The sequence below is a fragment of the Streptomyces sp. NBC_01237 genome, from assembly GCF_035917275.1.
GTDB lineage: Bacteria > Actinomycetota > Actinomycetes > Streptomycetales > Streptomycetaceae > Streptomyces.
This window is the reverse complement of sequence record NZ_CP108508.1, coordinates 5,740,257-5,758,760: the sequence shown is the minus strand read 5'-3', so window position 1 is coordinate 5,758,760 and position 18,504 is coordinate 5,740,257. Positions and strand designations below refer to the sequence as shown.

Genomic DNA, 18,504 nt, shown 5'->3' with positions numbered 1-18,504 from the left:
AAACGGCCGTGTACGAAACGGCCGCGTACGCGGAGGCGGTGGGCGGCCGTGCGCCTCAGGCCGCTCCGTGAGGGCGTGAGCCCCTCCGGGGAGCGCGTGAGCCCGTCCCGGGAGCTGTGGGCGTCACGCCTCCCCCGTATCTCGGTGTCCGGTGCCCGGTTGGTAGTCATCGGTCAACGTGTCCCCTCGGTCTTCCCGTGGCCCTGGTCGTCCCCGTCGCGCCGTCGGCGCGGCCGTCCGATCGAGCCACGGTCGTTTTTGAATGCGACGCCGCTCTTCTTCTTGCTCGCGCTGACCTTGACGATGCCCAGTTCTCCGGCGAGTCCCCAGAGCGCTTGCTTGACGGTGCTCTTGGCATCCAGTTCGTGCAGGCGACCGGCGTCCACCGATGCCTGGAGTTCCTTGAAGTTCGCGGGCACCGCCGCGTTCGCCACCTGGGTTCCGGTGATCTTCTGGATCAGGGGCGGCTGGATCTCGGTGTTGCGGGTGAAGCGGTTGACGAGGGTGATGGTCTCCTCCGCCTTGCGGATCTGGAGCCGTTCCCACATCCGTACGATGCGCTTGGCGCCGCGCACCGCGATGACGTCCGGGGTCGTCACCAGCAGGGCCACGTCCGCCATCTCGATGGCCGCCGCGTTGGCCCCGTTCATCTGGCCGCCGCAGTCGATGACCACGATCTCGTAGCGGGTGCGCAGCGCGCTGACGATCTGGCGGGCGGACCGGTCGCTGACCTCCTCGCCCCGTTCCCCCTCGCCGGGTGCCAGCAGCAGGGCCAGGCCCGTCGAGTGGGAGAACACCGCGTCGGCCAGGACCCGCGGCGAGATCTCCGTGATCAGCGCCAGGTCGACGAGCGAGCGCCGGAACTGCACATCGAGGTACGAGGCGACGTCACCGGTCTGGAGGTCCATGTCGACCAGGGCCACCGTGTGGCCCGACGCCTGTGCCGCCAGGGCGAGTTGGATCGCCGTGACGGTGGCACCCACGCCGCCCTTGGCGCCGGTCACGGTCAGGACCATGCCCCCGGGGCCGGTGAACACGTCATTGCTCGCCGTGAGGTGGCGCCGGACACCGGCCGACCACTGGGACGCGGCCTGGACCCGGTTGGCCAGCTCCTCGTAGCTCAGCGGCAGCGTGACGAGCCCGCGGGCGCCGGAGTCCATGGCGTCGGCGAACAGGCCGGGGTTGGCATCCGCGGTGATCAGGACGACCCCGACGGACGGGAAGCGCATCGACACTTCCCGGATGAGCTCCAGGGCCGGTACCGGGCCGATCCGCTCATGGACCAGCACGACCTCGGGCAGCTCGTCGAGGGATTCGCCCGCGAGCCTGGCCAGGGTGTCGATCAGCTGGGTCGAGTCGCCGACCGGCGCGGCCGGTTCCGCGTCGGGCAGCTGGCTGAGCAGTGTGGTGACCGATCTGGCCGCGTCGAGGTCACCGACGGCCGGGAGGATTCTGGTGGTCATCCCATCCTCACTTGTCCTTGTCGAGCGTGTAGGTGCGGTCCCCCGGGCGGATGGTGCCGTCGCTGCCGGGCGCGACGAGGGCGAGCCGCACGTGCTCCGCGAAGGACTCGGCGTAGGCCACACGCTGGGTGTCCAGCGTGTTCAGGGCGAAGGTGATCGGCACGGCCTCGGTGCTCTGGGTGCTCCGCTGGTCCCCGCGGGGCTCCAGAGCGGTCAGCTTGCCCACGTCCAGCACCTTGGCGTTGGAGACGATGACCTTGGACTGGGAGACGTCGTCCCGGTCCTCACCGGCGAACGTGGCGTAGATGTTGACGGTGGCGCCGGGCGTGATCTTGCCCGCGACACCCGTCGCCGCGTCGATCATGATGGCGATCTCCTGCTCACCGGCACGGAGTTCGGGCTTGCGGGCCATCATGTCCGACTGGAGCAGCGAGCCCTTGCGGAGCTGGGTGACGGCGATCTTCGATTCGACTTCCCGCAGGTTGGTCACGGCGTTCTCCGAGAGCCAGCGCTTGGGCATCTTGATCTTCTCGAACTGGCCGTCGTTCAGGGCCGTATAGGGGGCCACGTCGGATTTCAGCTGATAGGCGGTCACCTCGGGGCCGACCTTCGAGTTGACGTCGCTGATCACCGAGAGCACGCCGGCGAAAGCACCGAAGGCACACAGGACCGACAGGAGCAGGAGTATCACGCCGCGGCGCTGGCGGGAGTTCATGGGCCGGACAACCTCGTTCGAATCGGATGCGTGGGGCAGCGGACAGAGAGGGATGCGCGGAAAGCGGAAGGACGAGTGCGGACGCGAAGTGCGGTGTTGCAGGAGCACAACGCGCGTAGTGCGGTGATTCGGCGTGCGAAGTGCGGGGTTCGCGGAGATGACGGTGGGGCGGGGGGACGGGCCGGTGCGGGAGCGGGGAGTGGAGCGGTGTGAGCCGGTCGGTGCTCACTGGTGCGGGTGGAGCTGGGTGAGCCGGAGGAGGCTCGGTGATACGGGTACTGCTCGGTGAGCCGGAGGAGGCTCGGTGGTACGGGTACTGCTCGGTGAGCCGGAGGAGGCTCGGTCGTACGGGTACTGCTCGGCGGTGCTCGGTCGTACGGGTCGTACTCGGTGGAGCGGGTACTACGTGTGGTGCGGGTGAAGCTCAGTGGTGCGGGGTGACGGGCGGCGCTATGACACGGCCGGCACATTCGCCTCGTGGTGCAGGACACCGGTGGAGTGTGTTCGGTTCTCCGAGGCGGCGAGCGGGGAGGAACAGAAGCCGCAACGATCGCCGATGAGTTCCATTTCGCACCAGTGACACTTTTCCCTCCGTACGGAGGAGATCAGTTGATACAGGACGGAGATGTCCGGGAGGTAGGCCGCGAACTCCACCAGCTTTCCCGTACCCCACCAGCGGGAGGATTCGCCGGGAAGGCTCGCGTCATGAATGGCCTGGACCTTCCAGGCGGGCGCCAGGGTCTCCTGGACCCAGTCCGACTGCGACTGCCCCTTGGCCACCAAAAGATGCGTACCGAATTCCGGTCCGGCCAGAGGTTCCGCCTGCGGCCCGACCTTGATGAGCTGTGACTCGGGCCCGGCGAGCGCGGCGAACTGCGAGCCGGGCACCCAGGACTTCGCGTGACTCTTCAGGCTGACGGGGAACCGGTCCAGCTTGGCCACCGAGTGCAGCAGCGCACCCGCGTAGATGTAGTGCGACAGCAGCCGGGCGGCGGAGGCGACCACCCCGGGACTGAGGTCACTCACGGACAGCTGGCGCAACTGTCGTACCAGTACGGCCACTCCGAGCGGCGGCAGGTCCACCTTGACCAGCGCGATCCGGTCGCTCTCCAGGATCGAACGGATGCCGTGCAGCCGTCGTTCATGGGCGGGTTGGATGCTGGACGGATACAACACGATGACATACCCGTGCTGTTCGAGCAGCAGATGAGTGTCGCCGATCGCGAGCTCCATGGTCTGGGCCTCGGGGGCCTGGAGCAGCGCCGCGGTCGGTGTCTGCTGATCGGTGGGCGGCAGCACCAGATCTGCGCTTGTCACTGCTATTGCGGTCGGCACGCTCTTCCCCGTTCAGCTCCGGCCGTCGTGGTGTCGTCGGCCGCAATCGCTCCTGCCCGGTGCTCCTGCTCCAGCACTTTAGCCACGTCTTACCAGGCAGAGAACACTTATCGGAGACCGATACGACAACATACGAACACCGCCCGACCGACGCCCAGGTACTAAATAGGACGAAATCGAGACTGGTTAACTCCTGTACCACTGCGGAGGGTTACGGCAGCGGCGTGCAGTCGACGGCCCGTCACTTCATCGGCGCACGTCAGGAAGGCCCCGGGGGTCGTTCCGGTTCATTTCGACTGCGCACGTTCGTCACGGTCCGAAGATCTCGCGCGAAGTCACCCGCGAGGGGACAACGGGGTGGCCACAGCGACATCTTCGCGTAAAGAAATGGCGGTCCGGGGGCCGCGCGAAGGACCCCCCGAAGGGGTTGTCGAACACCCGTCGGAGGTACCCATCGCTGCCAGAGGTCTTGACAACTTGATTGGTCTGGACCAGTTTATCGGCCAGCGGTGGCCACCGTTCCTCGTCTCCACATCGCCCGTACACCCCCTGTACGTCCCGCACCCCCGCACGGCCCCCCGCCGGCCCCCACCGGCACCCCCCGCACATCCCCGACTCCCCCCGGAGGCAGCAGTGGAACGCTCCGTAGGCAGCAGGCGCAGAAGGCGTCACACCCGACCCGTACTCGGCGGCGCCATGGCCGTCGTCGCGGCCGGGGCCCTGACCGTCACCGGACTCGTCAGCAGCGCCCAGGCGGCCGACGTCAACGTCGCCAAGAACGCAGGATTCGAGTCCGGCCTCGCCAACTGGACCTGTAGCGGAGGAACCGGCACCACCGTCTCCTCCCCCGTGCACGGCGGTACGTCCGCGCTCAAGGCCACCCCGGCCGGCCAGGACAACGCCAAGTGCTCCCAGACGGTGGCCGTCAAGCCCAACTCCACGTACACGCTCAGCTCCTGGGTCCAGGGCGGATACGCCTACCTCGGCGCCAGCGGCACCGGCACGACGGACGTCTCCACCTGGTCACCGGGCTCGACCGGCTGGACCCAGCTCTCCACGAGCTTCAAGACCGGCGCCTCCACCACCTCGGTGACCGTCTACACCCACGGCTGGTACGGACAGGCGTCCTACCTCGTCGACGACATCTCGGTGACCGGCCCCGACGGGGGCGGCGGCACCGACCCCGGCCCGTCGATCCCCGCCTCGCCCGCCGGTCTCGCCGCGGGCACGGCGACGACCTCCTCGGTGGCCCTCTCCTGGAACGCCGTCTCCGGCGCCACCGGGTACACCGTGTACAAGGACGGCGCGAAGGCCACCACGTCCACCGGGGCCTCGGCGACCGTCACCGGCCTGGCCGCCGACACGGCGTACCAGTTCTCGGTGAGCGCCACCAACGCGGCCGGTGAGTCGGTCAAGTCCGCCGCGGTCAGCGTCCGTACGGCGAAGGAGGGCACGGGCCCCGGCCCGGTGACCTCGGTGCCCAAGCACGCGGTGACCGGCTACTGGCAGAACTTCAACAACGGCGCCACCGTCCAGAAGCTCAGCGACGTCCCCGCCAACTACGACATCATCGCGGTCTCCTTCGCGGACGCCACGACGACGCCGGGCGCCGTCACCTTCAACCTGGACTCCGCCGGACTGAACGGCTACACGGTCGCCCAGTTCAAGGCCGACATCAAGGCCAAGCAGGCCACCGGGAAGAACGTCATCATCTCGGTCGGCGGCGAGAAGGGCTCCGTCGCGGTCAACAGCGACGCCTCCGCCACGGCCTTCGCGAACTCGGTCTACGCGCTCATCCAGGAGTACGGCTTCAACGGGGTCGACATCGACCTGGAGAACGGTCTCAACTCCACGTACATGACGAAGGCGCTGCGCTCGCTGTCCTCGAAGGCGGGCTCCGGCCTCGTCATCACGATGGCGCCGCAGACCATCGACATGCAGTCGACGTCCGGTGAGTACTTCAAGACGGCGCTCAACATCAAGGACATCCTGACCGTCGTCAACATGCAGTACTACAACAGCGGTTCGATGCTGGGCTGCGACGGCAAGGTCTACTCGCAGGGCTCGGTGGACTTCCTCACCGCGCTCGCCTGCATCCAGCTGGAGGGCGGCCTCGACGCCTCGCAGGTCGGCCTCGGTGTCCCCGCCTCCACCCGGGGCGCGGGCAGCGGCTACGTCGCCCCGTCCGTCGTGAACGCGGCCCTGGACTGCCTGACCAAGGGCACCGGCTGCGGCTCCTTCAAGCCGGCCAAGACCTACCCGGCACTGCGCGGCGCGATGACCTGGTCCACGAACTGGGACGCCACGGCGGGCAACGCCTGGTCCAACGCGGTCGGCCCGCACGTCCACGGCCTGCCGTAACCCCCGGACTCCGCGAGGACGTCCCGACTCCCCGGGTCAACCCTGACCAGCAGCGCCGCCGCTCCCCCGGCGGCGCTGCTGCATGTTCCGGACCGGGCGTTCCGGACGGAAGGCCCTAGATCACCAGGCTGAGCAGCGCCGCGACGGCGAAGCCCGCCACCGACAGGACCGTCTCCAGGACCGTCCAGGACTTCAGGGTGTCGCGCTCGGAGATGCCGAAGTACTTGGCGACCATCCAGAAGCCGCCGTCGTTGACGTGCGAGGCGAAGATCGAGCCGGCGGAGATCGCCATGATGATGAGCGCGAGGTGGGCCTGGGACATGTCCTGGCCCTCGACCAGCGGGACGACGATGCCCGCCGTGGTGACGATCGCGACCGTCGCCGAACCCTGGGCGACGCGCAGCGCCACGGAGATCAGCCAGGCGAGCAGGATGACCGGCAGGCCGACGTCGTTGAAGGTGTCGGCGAGGGCGTCCGCGATGCCGCTGCCCTTGAGGACGGCGCCGAAGATGCCGCCCGCACCGACGACGAGCAGGATGTTGCCGACCGGCTTGAGCGAGGACGTGGAGACCGATTCCAGGGACTTGCGGGACCAGCCGCGCCGGATGCCCAGCAGGTAGTACGCCAGGAGCAGCGCGATCGTCAGGGCGACGAAGGGGTTGCCGAAGAACTCGATGACCGAGCGGAGCGTGGAGGGGTCCAGCGCGATGGAGGAGAACGTCGCGGCGAGGATCAGGATCAGCGGGGTCCCGATGATCGCGAGGACCGTGCCGAGCGCGACGGGCTGCTCGCGCGGGGTGGACCCGGCGGCCCGCTGCTCGGCGGCGACGGCCGCCTTGGCCTCCTCGGCGGCCTCGACCATGTCCTGCGGGACCGCGACGAAGATCCGCTTGCCGATCCAGGCGGCGTAGCCCCACGCGGCGAGCACGGACGGGATGCCGACGACGGCGCCCATCAGGATGACCCAGCCCAGGGAGACGTTGAAGAGACCGGCGGCGGCCACCGGGCCGGGGTGCGGCGGCAGGAACGCGTGCGTCATCGACAGTCCGGCGAGCAGCGGCATCGCGTAGAGCAGGATCGATTTGCCGGAGCGCTTGGCGGCGGCGTACACGATCGGCGCCAGCACGAAGATGCCGACGTCGAAGAAGACCGGGATACCGAAGATGAGGCCGGTGAGGCCCATGGCGAGCGGGGCCCGCTTCTCACCGAAGAGGTTCAGCAGGCGGGTGCTCAGCACCTCCGCCCCGCCGGAGACTTCGAGGATCGCGCCGAGCATCGTGCCCAGTCCGATGATGATCGCGACATGGCCGAGGATGCCGCCCATGCCCGATTCGATGACCGAGACGGCGGCGGACTTCTGGACGGTGCCGAAGAGTTCGGTGACGGAGAGACCGGCACCCAGGCCGACGGCTATGGAGACGGCGAGCAGCGCGACGAACGGCTGGAGCCGGGCCTTGATGATCAGGAAGAGGAGGAGGGCGATGCCGAGGGCGGCGACGGTCAGCAGACCGGCGGTGCCGTCGATCAGGAGGAGCAGTCCACCGGTGTGGGGTGGTGTCTCGACCGGCGGTGGGGTGGCGGCGAGCAGCATGGCGACTCCGTGGGGGCGAGGGGGAGTTCGGGGCAGGGGGGAGCGCGGCACGGCGCCACCGCGGTGCGGGGCGCCGTGCCGGGCGGCGTGCTGGAGCGGTACTGCGGGTGGGGCAAGTCGATCAGCCGAGGACCGCGAGGGCGTCGATCTCGATGAGCAGGCCCTTGGGGAGGCCGACGTAGACCGTCGTACGGGCCGAGGCGGGCGCCTTGAGGCCCTGCTCCTCGAAGTACGCGTTGTAGATCTCGTTCATCTCGGCGAAGTGGGCGACGTCCGTGAGGTACACGCGCGTCATCATCACGTCGTCCCAGGTGGCACCGCCCTCTTCGAGGATGGCCTTGACGTTGGCGAAGGTCTGGAGGGTCTGCTCGCGCAGCGTCGGGCCGACCACCGTGGCGGGCTTGCCCTCCTCGGCGGGCAGGAAGCCGACCTGGCCGGCGACCTGGAGGATGTTGCCCTTCTTCACGCCGTGCGAGAACTTCGCGGGCGGGGCGGCGTGGGTGCTGGGCGTGAGGGAGATCTTCTCGGTCATGACTGATCAGGCTTTCTTGTGTGGGGTGGTGCCGGAGTACTCCCGGCTGATGGCGTCGGCGGTGCGGCGCACCAGCGGGAGCAGGGTGAGGAGTTCCTCGGCCGTGACGACCACGTTGGGCGCCGACACGGACATCGCCGCGACGACCCGGCCGTCCGCGCCGCGGATCGGAGCGCCGATGCAGTTGATGGACTCCTCGTGGCCGCCGAGGTCGGTGGCCCAGCCCTGTTCGCGGACGACGGCGAGCTCCTTGAGGAACGCACCGGCGTTGGGGACGGAACGGGACGTGTACATGGGGTAGTCGAGCGTCTCGGCGATCGCGCGCCGCTCGGGCTCGGTCAGGTCGGCGAGCAGCAGCTTGGCGACGGCCGCGACGGTGATCGCGACGGGCTTGCCGATCCGTGAGTACATCCGGACCGGGTAGCGGCTCTCGACCTTGTCGATGTAGAGGACCTCGTGTTCCTCGTACACCGCGAGATGGACGGTGTGCCCGCACCGGTCGTTGAGGTCGACGAGGTGGGGGTGGGCGATCTCCCGTACGTCGAGGTTCTCGACGGCTTCCTGGGCGAGCGCGAAGAGCCGGGCGCCGAGGCGGTAGCGCTGGTCCTGCTGGCGGTAGACGAGCCCGTGCTCGTGGAGCGTACGGAGCAGGCGCAGCGCCGTGGACTTGTGGACGCCGAGCCGCTCGGCGACCTGGCCGAGATCGGCGGGGCCCTGGGCGAGCAGCGGCAGGATGCTCAGCGCCCGGTCGACGGTCTGGCTCATGTCGTACGTACCTCCTGGTCGTCCCCCGTCCACCCGGGGCCGAGACGAAGTCTCCCCCAGGCGTCGTCGTCGAGGGCGGCGAGGCGGTCGGCGCGGTCGCGGGGCGGCGGGTCGGTCAGGTCCCCGGGGACGGTGAGGACGGCGGCGGCCATCAGATGTCCGTGCCGGACGCGGTCGCGCACGGGCAGCTCGCGCAGGGTGGCGGAGAGGAATCCGGCGGCGAAGGCGTCACCGGCGCCGACGGGGGCGACGACATCGACGCGGAGGGCGGGGACGTCGGTGACGGTGTCCGTCCGCTCCCCGGTGCCGGCCGCGTCGGCTGCGGTGGGGGCTCCGGAGGGGGGGCGCGAGAAGACCGTCGCCCCGTCCGCGCCGCGCTTGACCACCAGTACCGCCGGTTCCGGCAGGGCCGCGCGGATGGCCTCGGCGCCCTTCAGCCCCCAGGCCTCCTCCGCCTCGTCCTCCCCGACGAAGACCAGGTCGGAGCGGTGGGCGAGGTCGAGCAGGACGCCCGGCCCCGCCTCGCTGCCCCGCCACAGACCCGGGCGGTGGTTCACGTCGAAGGAGATCAGCGGGCGGTCCGGCCGGGGGGCGGTCAGGTCGTGGAGGAGGGCCAGGCAGTCCGCCGAGAGCGCCGCCGTGATGCCGGACAGATGCAGGACACGGCCCGCGAGGAGCTTCTCGTACGGGACGTTGCGCGGGGACATCGCGGAGGCGGCGGAACCGGCCCGGTAGTACGCCACTTCGTGGGTGTCGGTGGCCCGGTCCGTGGCGGTGCGGAAGTAGATGCCGGTGGGGCGGTCCGGGTCGCGGCGGACGGCGGAGGTGTCGACCCCGTACGCGGCGATGGCGCCGACGAGATGGTCGCCGAAGCCGTCGGCGCCGACCCGGCCGACCCAGGCCGCCCGGTGTCCGGCGGCGGCGAGCGCGCAGGCGACGTTGGACTCGGCGCCGCCGATCCCGCGGCCGAAGGAGGGGACGTCGGCGAGGCGGCCGGGACAGGAGGGCAGGAACGTCACCATGGACTCGCCCAGACACACGACCTCGGTGGTCGTGGCGGCGCTGGGCGTCCCTGCTGCGGGTCCGGGCACTCTGGGCTCCTCGCTGATCGGGCGTGCGGCGCCGGTTCTCACCATTGACCCGGCATCGGCTCGGATGTTAGACAGCATTGAGCGATATGCGCAATGGGTGTTGCATATGGTGCAACGAATACTTCGAGGAGTCTCCCTTGGCAGCCGACCGCCCCACCCGCCACACCGTGTCCGACCTTGCCGGGGAGCGCGTCGATCACCGCTTCAAGTCGCTGCCGCCCGACGCGGAGGGCCTGACCGTCGGCGCCCTGGCCGCCGAGCGCCGCGACCTCTTCACCGGTGGCTTCACCACCCCGGTGCTCGCCCTGTCCGCCGAGTCGGTCGAGCACAACCTCGCCCTCCTGGAGACATACGCCGAGCGCCACGGCCTCCTGTTCGCCCCGCACGGCAAGACGTCCATGTCCCCGCAGCTCTTCGCCGACCAGCTGGAGCGCGGCGCGTGGGGCATCACCGCGGCCGTCCCGCACCAGGCGCGGGTCTACCGGGCGTACGGAATCCAGCGGATCTTCCTGGCCAACGAGGTCGTCGACGCGGTGGCGCTGCGCTGGCTGGCCGGTGAGCTGGCGGCCGACCCGGAGTTCCGCTTCGTCTGCTACGTCGACTCGGTGCGCGGCGTCGAGCTGATGGACGAGGCCCTGAGCGCCGCGGGCGCCGTGCGTCCGGTCGATGTCGTCGTGGAGCTGGGCGCGGGCGAGGGCGCACGCACCGGCGCCCGGACCGGGGCGGACTGCGCGGCGGTCGCCGACGCGGTGGCCGCCGCCGGGACCCTGCGCCTGGTGGGCGTCGCGGGGTACGAGGGCGAGGTGCCCGAGGCGTCCCCGGAGCGCGTACGGGAGTGGCTGCGGCGGCTCGTCGCGCTGGCGGGCGACTTCGACCGGGCGGGCCGTTTCGCCGGCTGCGACGAGATCATGATCAGCGCGGGGGGCAGCGCCTGGTTCGACGCGGTGGCGGACGTCTTCGCCGAGATCCCCGAACTGAGCGCGCCCGTACTGAAGTTGCTCCGCTCGGGCGCCTATGTCTCGCACGACGACGGCCACTACAAGCGCCTCACCCCCTTCAACCGGGTCCCCGGGGAGGGCGCACTCCAGCCCGCCTTCCGGATCTGGGCACAGGTCGTGTCCCGGCCGACCGGCGAACAGGCTTTCCTCAACGCGGGCAAGCGCGACGCGGCGTACGACCTCGACCTGCCCGAGGCGCAGGTCGTCCGCTCCGGCCGGGACGGCTCGGTACGGCCCGCGACGGGCATCACCGTCACCGGCCTCTCCGACCAGCACACCTGGGTACGTACGGAGCCGGGGTCCCAGCTGGAGGTGGGCGACTGGGTCGGGATGGGCCTGTCGCACCCGTGCACCAGCTTCGACAAGTGGCAGCTGATTCCGCTGGTCACGGCGGACGGCACGGTCACGGACTACATCCGCACGTTCTTCTGAGCCCACCCGGGGCGCTCTCCCGTACGGGGGGGGCGCCCCCTCGAAGGCCCCGCCCCGGCCCGCCGGTCCCGCCCGCGTGCCGGTCCCGCCCCGCCCGTCCCCGAAAGGTGACACCCCCATGGACCTGGTCATCCGCGACGCGCTGGTCGTCGACGGCACCGCCGCCCCCGCCCGCCGCGCCGACGTAGCCGTCGACGGCGGCCGGATCACCGAGATCCACGTCGAGGGCGCCCCCGGCCCGCGCCCCACCGCCACCCGCACCCTCGACGCCGACGGTCTCGCCCTCTCCCCCGGCTTCATCGACATGCACGCCCACAGCGACCTGGCTCTGCTGCGGGACCCGGACCACAGCGCGAAGGCGGCGCAGGGCGTCACCCTCGAAGTGCTGGGCCAGGACGGGCTGTCGTACGCCCCCGTCGACGACCGCACGCTCGCCGAGGTACGCCGCTCCATCAGCGGGTGGAACGGCGGGGCCCCCGAGGACACGGGCGTCGACTTCGACTGGCGCACGGTCGGCGGCTATCTGGACCGGCTCGACAACAACTTCGGCGGCCGGGGCATCGCGGTCAACGCCGCCTACCTCGTCCCGCAGGGCACGGTCCGGATGTACGCCGTCGGGTGGGACGACCGGCCCGCCACCGAGGCCGAGCTGAACCGGATGAGGGAGCTGGTCGCCCAGGGCATGGCCGAGGGCGCGGTCGGCATGTCCTCGGGGCTGACGTACACCCCCGGGATGTACGCGGACGACGCCGAACTCACCGAGCTGTGCCGGGTGGTGGCCCGGTACGACGGCTACTACTGCCCGCACCACCGCTCGTACGGCGCGGGCGCGCTGGCGGCGTACGAGGAGATGGTGCGGCTCACCCGTAGCGCGGGCTGTGCCCTCCATCTCGCCCACGCCACCATGAACTTCGGCGTGAACAAGGGGAAGGCGCCGGATCTGCTGACCCTGCTCGACGGCGCCCTGGCCGCGGGCGCCGACATCTCCCTGGACACCTACCCGTACACCCCCGGCTGCACGACGCTCGTCGCGTTGCTGCCGAGCTGGGCGAGCGAGGGCGGCCCGGAGTCGGTCCTCACGCGTCTCGCGGACGGGGCGACGGCGGAGAAGATACGGCACCACCTGGAGGTGCTGGGCTCGGACGGCTGCCACGGGGTGCCGATCGAGTGGGACACCATCGAGATCTCGGGCGTCGGCGCGCCGGGGCTGGCCGGCCATGTCGGCCGTACGGTGGCGGAGTCGGCCCGGCTGCGCGGCGAGGCCCCCTGGGTGACCGCGCGGCGGCTGCTGACGGAGGACCGGCTCGGCACGACGATCCTCCAGCACGTCGGCCACGAGGAGAACGTCCAGCAGATCATGCGCCACCGCGTGCACACCGGGGGCAGCGACGGCATCCTCCAGGGCGACAAGCCGCACCCGCGCGCGTACGGCACGTTCCCGCAGTATCTCGGCCGCTACGTCCGGGAGCTGGGCATCCTGTCGCTGGAGGAGTGCGTCGCCCATCTGACGTCCCGCCCGGCCGCCCGGCTGCGGCTGGCGGACCGCGGCCTCGTCCGCGAGGGCTACCGAGCCGACCTGGTCCTGTTCGACCCGGCGACCGTGGCGGCCGGATCGACGTTCGAGGAGCCGCGCACCCTGCCGGTGGGCATCCCGCACGTACTGATCGACGGCCGCTTCGTCATCGAGGACGGCCGGCGGACCTCCGTCCTGGCGGGACGGTCGGTACGGGGCGCGGGAAGCGCACGGCGCTGAGGAGCGGGGCGAACGGGAACGTACGCCGACGGGGCACGGGGCGGGTCAGGCCCCGGCCGCCCGCTCGCGGGCCCAGGCCAGGTCCTCCTCGGTCGGGGCGTCGTCCTGGGTGAGCCTGCGCCGCCAGTAGCCGCTGAACTCGACCGACTCCTTGGGCAGCCGCCGCTCCTCGACCAGATGGCGGCGCAGCGCCCGGACCTCCCCCGCCTCCCCCGCGATCCACGCGGCGCCCGCCCCGTCGCCGGGGAGCCGTGCCGCGCGGACCGCCCCGAGCAGCGAACCGCCCCGGTCGCGGTGCACCCAGTGCACGCCCACCCCGGCGGCGGACGGCAGCTCCTGTTCCTCGGCCGCGTCCGCGACCTCGATGTACGCCAGGGCCCGCGCCCCGGCCGGCAGGGCTTCGAGCAGTGTGCCGATCGCCGGGAGCGCGCTCTCGTCACCGGCGAGCAGCAGCCAGTCGGACGCGGGCAGCGGGCGGGCGTACACCGAGGAGGGCCCGACCATGCCGAGCACATCGCCGGGGCGGGCGGCCGAGACCCAGCGGGTGGCGGGGCCGGTGTCGCCGTGGAGCACGAAGTCGACGGTCATCGCGTTGCGTCCGCGGTCGTAGGAGCGGACGGTGAAGCCGCGCATCCAGGGGCGTTCGCTCTCGGGAATCGCCAGGTACGCCTCGTACCAGCGCGTCCCGTAGGTGTCGTCGGCGTCCTTCCGGGGCAGCCGGGGCAGCCGCTGCCCCTCGCGCGGGAGGCAGAGCTTCATCTGCTGGTCGGGGCGGTCCTCCATGAGGTCCGGCAGGTCCTCCCCGGTGAAGGTGACGCGCGCCGTCCTGGGAGTGACCCGCCGGACGTCCGTGACCTGTACATATGTGACCGGCAGCGCCTGACTCATCGGGCCGGGCCCCTCTCACTGATACCTTACGAGGTAAAGAATTACCCGGCCGAAGTTACTTTATGGCGTAAGGAGTCGCAAGTGGTGGTCTTTGCCGGGCAGGGTGACGCCCGCCGCTCCCTCTCCCTGCTGTGGCGCGGGGACGCTCCGGCACAGCCGCACGGCGGGCCGGGACCCAAGCCCCGGCTGAGCGTGGACGCGATCGTCGCCGCCGCCGTCACGGTCGCCGACACGGAGGGCATGGCCGCGCTCTCGATGCGCGCGGTGGGCGACCGGCTCGGCCGGACGGCGATGGCGCTCTACACCTACGTCCCGGGCAAGAGCGAACTGCTGGACCTCATGTACGACGCGGTGCACGCCGAACTCCCCTCGCACTACCCGGAGTCGGCCGACTGGCGGGCCTCGCTCAGCGCCTGGGCGCGGGACCTGCTGGAGTTCTACGTCCGCCACCCCTGGGTGCTCCAGGTCTCCCAGGCCCGCCCGGTGCTGGGCCCGCACGAGTACGCGGGACTGGACACGCTCGTCCGGCTGCTCCAGGGGACCGGGCTCGACGCCCGGGTCCTGCGGCGGCTGGTGGGGACGCTGTTCCACTTCGTGCGCGGCGCGGCGGGGGCGGTGGCCGATTCCCGGCAGGCGGCGGCGGTGACCGGCAGCTCGGACGAGGAGTGGTGGGCGGCCCGCGCGGCGGTGCTCGGCGAGATGGCCCCGGACTTCGCGGACCGCTTCCCCGCCGTGAGCCGGCTGGAGCACGAGGGCACGCCGGACGCGCCGCCGGCCGACGACCCGGTGCCGTATCCGGAGCGGGAGGCGCGCGAGACGTTCCGGGTGGGCCTGGAGGTGCTGCTCGACGGCATCGGCACACGCGTCACCGCCCACGAAGCCCACGAAGCCGACAGCGCGGACGCCGCACGGGCCTGAGTGACGGCCCGTGCGGCGTCCGCGCGGTTGTCCTGCCTGCGGGTACCGGGGTTACGGCTTGGGCAGGGCGCAGCCGGCCCGGTTCAGGTCGATCTTGCTACCGGCGCCTATGCACGGGACCATGTTGTACGTCTGCTGGGCGTAGTTGATGCCTTCGCGGACGGTCACGTTGCCGCTCTCGTCGACCTCGCACGGGTTGTTGTCCGTGCACCGCTGGCCGTCCTCATTGCCGGTGTTGTTGACGGCGACCACCTTGCCGGTGGCGTTGTTGATCACCGGGGAGCCGGACGTACCGCCGATGGTCTGGCAGGCGGAGGTGTAGCGGACCGAGTCCTTCCAGGTCCACTGGCCCTCCTTGAGGCGGTAGGCGAAGCCGTCGACGTTGCAGCCGTACGTGCGCTTCCAGTACCCGGAGACCACGGTGATCGCGGCGCCCGCCGTCGGGTGGGCGGTGTCCAGCTCCAGCGCCTTGATGCCGTAGCTGCTCTCGATCTGGGCGTAGGTGCTGGTGAGCTGGTACAGCGAGATGTCCGTGTCGGTCATCGTGCCGTAGGCGATCTTGCTGGCCCGCAGGGTGCCGACGCCGCTGCCCGCGGCGTTGAGCAGGGTGAACGAGCGGGTGGACGACTGGTTGAGCACGACCTGGCCGGGGCCCGGGAAGCCGGACTCCATGCAGTGCCCGTTGGAAAGCACGAGGGCGGGGTCGGTGGGCTGTGAGCCGGGTGCGCGGACCACGGAGCCGGAACAGTTGCTCAACGCCACGGTCCCGGCGAAGTTGACCGCCTTGGGCTTGGCCGTGGCATGGGCGTCGTCCGAAACCTTCGCTTCGGCCTTGACTCCGGGCGGCGCCGGGGACGCCGCGACAGCGGGCGCGACCCCCGCTCCCAGGAGCAGGACAGCGAGGAACGCACCGACGAGAGGCTTCTTCATGGGGGGTCCCCTCCAGTGATGTCAGTGACCGGAAATCTTCCGGTTTTTGACATGCGCATGCTGGCGTACATGCGGGGACGCCACAAGGGGCGAATTCAAGCCGTCCGTACGGCACTACGGCGGGCCGCCGACCGCGCACCGCCCACCGGGCCCGCCTCAGCCCCGGAATCGCCCCCGTGCCCCGGTCCGTCCGCGCGGTCGTCCCCGCGCCCGGGCCCGTCCGCGCGGAAGTCCCCGCACGCGGACCCTCGCTCCGGCCCGTCCGCGCGGTCGCCCCCGGCCTCGGACCGGTCGGCCGGCTCGGACTCCTCGCCGCCCCGGCGGATGTGGTCCCGCCCCCAGGAACCGAGCGGGCTCAGCGCCTCGTTCAGCGTGAAGCCGAGCGGAGTGAGCGAATACTCGACGCGGGGCGGCACTTCGGCGTGCACCTCGCGGTGCACGATGCCGTCGTCCACCAGCTCCTTCAGATGGGAGCTGAGCACCTTCTCCGTCACCCCGGGCACCTGCCTGCGCAGCTCACCGAAACGGCAGGTGCCCTCGTTGAGCGCCCAGAGGATCAGCACTTTCCACTTGCCGCCGATCACGTCCATGGCCGCGTCGATCCCGCAGACGAACGGCCCGGGCCGTCGTACGAATCCCATCGTCCCCCTCCCACCAGGTCACTGACCGCGAGGTAACCACCCACTCCCAAGTGGGTACTTGAGCCTCCCGAAGCATTCGACCAGCCTAGTCCCCATGCCCGACAACACCTCTGGAAAGACCCCGATCAGCCTTCTCGGGCTCGGTGCCATGGGCACCGCGCTCGCCCGTACCTGGCTCGCCGCCGGCCACCCCCTGACCCTCTGGAACCGCAGCCCCGGCCGGTCCGCCGCCCTCGCCGCCGACGGAGCGCGGGTGGCCTCGACAGCCGCCGAGGCCGTGGCCGAGAACGGTCTCGTCGTCCTCTGCCTGCTGGATGACGCCTCGGTCGGCGACGCACTGGCCGACGCCGATCTCACCGGCAAGGACCTCGTCGACCTCACCACGACCACCCCGGCCGAGGCGCGGGAACGCGCGCGGTGGGCGGCCGGGCGCGGCGCCCGCTTCCTGGACGGCGGGATCATGGCGATCCCGTCGATGATCGGCACGCCGGGCTCCGGCGGCTATGTCCTCTACAGCGGGTCCCGCGAGCTGTTCGAGGACCGGAAGGACGTCCTGACCGTGCCCGCCGGTACGAAGTACGTGGGGGCGGACGCCGGATTCGCCGCCCTGTACGACGTGGCGCTGCTGAGTGCGATGTACGGGATGTTCGCCGGGATCTCGCACGCCTTCGCGCTGGTGCGCGAGGAGGAGATCGAGGCCGGGGAGTTCGGCTCGCTGCTGGCGGACTGGCTCATCGCCATGGCCCCGCACGCCCGTTCGTCCGCCGCCGGTCCGGACGGCGGCGACCCCGCGGACCAGGACACGACCAGTCCCGCCGTGGTGGCCGCGGGCAACTCCACGCTGCTGCGCACCGCCGTGGAGCAGGGCGTCGGCACCGGCCCGCTGACCGCGTTCATGGCCGCCACGGGAGAGGGCGCGGCCGGCTGAACCGGCGCACGGAGCCCGGCCGCCCGAGCAACCCGCACGGAGCCCTGTCCCCCGAGGGGACCCGCCCCGCAGCCGGGTCGCGGGCAGCCGAAATGGCCCGGCACCGCCCCGGCTGCGTACCGTCGACGTATGACACTCGACCTCGACGCGTACTTCACCCGCATCGGCTGGAAAGGGGAGCCCCGCCCCACCGCGGAGGTGCTGCGCTCCGTGCACCGCGCCCACATGCTGGGCATCCCGTTCGAGAACCTGGAACCGGTCCTCGGCTCCGCGCCCTCCCTGGTGCTCGCCGATCTGGAGGCCAAGCTCGTCCGCGGCGGGCGCGGCGGGTACTGCTACGAGCACAACACCCTGCTCTCGGCCGTGCTGAAGCGGCTCGGTTTCACGGTGACGCTGCTCGCCGCCCGGGTGCTGCTGGGGGCCGCCCCCGGTGACATCCGGCCCCGGACGCACATGCTGATGCGGGTGGACGTGCCGGGCGGGGACACTCCCTGGCTGGCCGACGTCGGCTTCGGGGCCGTGAGCGCGCTGCTGGAGCCGATCCCGCTGGTGGCGGACGCGGAGCTGTTCGACGGCCCGCGCCACCACCGGCTCGTGCACACCCCGCACGACGGGCCGCTGGAGCTGTGGGAGCTCCAGACCGAGAAGGGCGGCGCCTGGGAGCCGCAGTACGCCTTCACCCTGGAGCCGTTCGAGGCGCCGGACTTCGACGTGATCAACTGGCACATCGCGACCAACCCGCGCTCGCCGTTCCAGCAGGCGGTGTACGCCCAGCTCACGCGGCCGGGCTCCCATCTGGCCCTGTCGGGTCTCGATCTGGTCGAGACGGCCGACGACGGCACGGTCACGGAGCGGCGGCTGCCGGATGCGGCCGAGGCGCTCCGCGTCCTGCGGGACGACTTCGACATCCGCGTCCCGGAGGGGACCCTGCTGCCGGAGTGACGGGGCGGGTCCCGCGCGGTCCGGCCACGGCTCGGGCGGGTCCCGCGCGGTCCCGCCACGGCTCCCGCGGCGATCAGTGGCCCATCTCACCCGCCCCCGCCCGCCGCGCCCGCATTCCAAGCCCCGGCGCCGTCCCGGCCAGGGTTCCCACGGTCCGGGCGGGGGGACACATTCCGTTGGAAGCCGGGGCGCCCCGGCCGCTCGCCCGTCGGGAGCAGCGG

General features: G+C 71.3%; 16 protein-coding genes. 6 read left to right on the top strand and 10 right to left on the bottom strand.

Annotated elements, in window-relative coordinates:
* Nucleotides 1-173 precede the first annotated feature (173 nt).
* The 3 genes from OG251_RS25810 to OG251_RS25800 form a co-directional block, all read right to left on the bottom strand.
* Nucleotides 174-1,463: an AAA family ATPase gene (locus OG251_RS25810; protein WP_326679360.1), complete on the bottom strand. Its 1,290-nt coding sequence runs from the start codon at nucleotides 1,461-1,463 to the stop codon at nucleotides 174-176.
* Between the two features lie 7 nt (nucleotides 1,464-1,470).
* Nucleotides 1,471-2,178 carry a Flp pilus assembly protein CpaB gene (gene cpaB, locus OG251_RS25805; protein WP_326679359.1) on the bottom strand — a complete coding sequence of 236 codons (708 nt, stop codon included), beginning with the start codon at nucleotides 2,176-2,178 and terminating at the stop codon, nucleotides 1,471-1,473.
* A 450-nt stretch (nucleotides 2,179-2,628) separates the two neighbouring features.
* A complete protein-coding gene (locus tag OG251_RS25800; protein WP_326679358.1) occupies nucleotides 2,629-3,495 on the bottom strand; it encodes a hypothetical protein in 867 nt (288 codons plus the stop codon).
* Nucleotides 3,496-4,146: 651 nt separating this feature from the next.
* Here OG251_RS25800 and OG251_RS25795 point away from each other — a divergent pair.
* Nucleotides 4,147-5,874 carry a chitinase gene (locus OG251_RS25795; protein WP_326679357.1) on the top strand — a complete coding sequence of 576 codons (1,728 nt, stop codon included), beginning with the start codon at nucleotides 4,147-4,149 and terminating at the stop codon, nucleotides 5,872-5,874.
* A 115-nt stretch (nucleotides 5,875-5,989) separates the two neighbouring features.
* Here OG251_RS25795 and OG251_RS25790 read toward each other — a convergent pair whose 3' ends face one another.
* From OG251_RS25790 to OG251_RS25775, 4 genes are all read right to left on the bottom strand, one after another.
* On the bottom strand, nucleotides 5,990-7,465 hold the full coding sequence (locus OG251_RS25790) for a GntP family permease (protein ID WP_326679356.1): 1,476 nt from the start codon (nucleotides 7,463-7,465) through the stop codon (nucleotides 5,990-5,992).
* A 121-nt stretch (nucleotides 7,466-7,586) separates the two neighbouring features.
* Entirely contained in the window at nucleotides 7,587-7,997 is a 411-nt protein-coding gene (locus OG251_RS25785; protein ID WP_073718137.1) for a RidA family protein, read from the bottom strand.
* 6 nt (nucleotides 7,998-8,003) lie between these two features.
* Complete coding sequence (locus OG251_RS25780; protein WP_326679355.1) at nucleotides 8,004-8,762, bottom strand: IclR family transcriptional regulator; 759 nt, start codon at nucleotides 8,760-8,762, stop codon at nucleotides 8,004-8,006.
* Nucleotides 8,759-9,853 carry a sugar kinase gene (locus OG251_RS25775; protein ID WP_326679354.1) on the bottom strand — a complete coding sequence of 365 codons (1,095 nt, stop codon included), beginning with the start codon at nucleotides 9,851-9,853 and terminating at the stop codon, nucleotides 8,759-8,761. Before OG251_RS25775 ends, OG251_RS25780 begins: the two co-directional genes overlap by 4 nt.
* Nucleotides 9,854-9,990: 137 nt before the next feature.
* On the opposite strand from OG251_RS25775, the gene OG251_RS25770 reads away from it, so the two are divergent.
* Nucleotides 9,991-11,283 carry an alanine racemase gene (locus tag OG251_RS25770; protein WP_326679353.1) on the top strand — a complete coding sequence of 431 codons (1,293 nt, stop codon included), beginning with the start codon at nucleotides 9,991-9,993 and terminating at the stop codon, nucleotides 11,281-11,283.
* 118 nt (nucleotides 11,284-11,401) lie between these two features.
* Complete coding sequence (locus tag OG251_RS25765; RefSeq protein ID WP_326679352.1) at nucleotides 11,402-13,036, top strand: N-acyl-D-amino-acid deacylase family protein; 1,635 nt, start codon at nucleotides 11,402-11,404, stop codon at nucleotides 13,034-13,036.
* Nucleotides 13,037-13,081: 45 nt separating this feature from the next.
* On the opposite strand, the gene OG251_RS25760 is transcribed toward OG251_RS25765, so the two are convergent.
* Entirely contained in the window at nucleotides 13,082-13,924 is an 843-nt protein-coding gene (locus OG251_RS25760; protein ID WP_326679351.1) for a siderophore-interacting protein, read from the bottom strand.
* Nucleotides 13,925-14,005: 81 nt separating this feature from the next.
* Between OG251_RS25760 and OG251_RS25755 the strand changes: the two genes are divergently transcribed.
* Nucleotides 14,006-14,842 carry a TetR/AcrR family transcriptional regulator C-terminal domain-containing protein gene (locus tag OG251_RS25755; RefSeq protein WP_326679350.1) on the top strand — a complete coding sequence of 279 codons (837 nt, stop codon included), beginning with the start codon at nucleotides 14,006-14,008 and terminating at the stop codon, nucleotides 14,840-14,842.
* 51 nt (nucleotides 14,843-14,893) lie between these two features.
* Here the strand turns inward: OG251_RS25755 and OG251_RS25750 are convergent, their stop codons facing one another.
* Nucleotides 14,894-15,772 carry a S1 family peptidase gene (locus tag OG251_RS25750; RefSeq protein ID WP_326679349.1) on the bottom strand — a complete coding sequence of 293 codons (879 nt, stop codon included), beginning with the start codon at nucleotides 15,770-15,772 and terminating at the stop codon, nucleotides 14,894-14,896.
* Between the two features lie 95 nt (nucleotides 15,773-15,867).
* Nucleotides 15,868-16,413: a winged helix-turn-helix transcriptional regulator gene (locus tag OG251_RS25745; protein ID WP_326679348.1), complete on the bottom strand. Its 546-nt coding sequence runs from the start codon at nucleotides 16,411-16,413 to the stop codon at nucleotides 15,868-15,870.
* Nucleotides 16,414-16,507: 94 nt separating this feature from the next.
* Here OG251_RS25745 and OG251_RS25740 point away from each other — a divergent pair, with 94 nt between their 5' ends.
* A complete protein-coding gene (locus OG251_RS25740) occupies nucleotides 16,508-17,341 on the top strand; it encodes an NAD(P)-dependent oxidoreductase (RefSeq protein ID WP_326679347.1) in 834 nt (277 codons plus the stop codon).
* Nucleotides 17,342-17,470: 129 nt separating this feature from the next.
* On the top strand, nucleotides 17,471-18,283 hold the full coding sequence (locus OG251_RS25735; protein ID WP_326679346.1) for an arylamine N-acetyltransferase family protein: 813 nt from the start codon (nucleotides 17,471-17,473) through the stop codon (nucleotides 18,281-18,283).
* The last annotated feature ends 221 nt before the right edge of the window (nucleotides 18,284-18,504 follow it).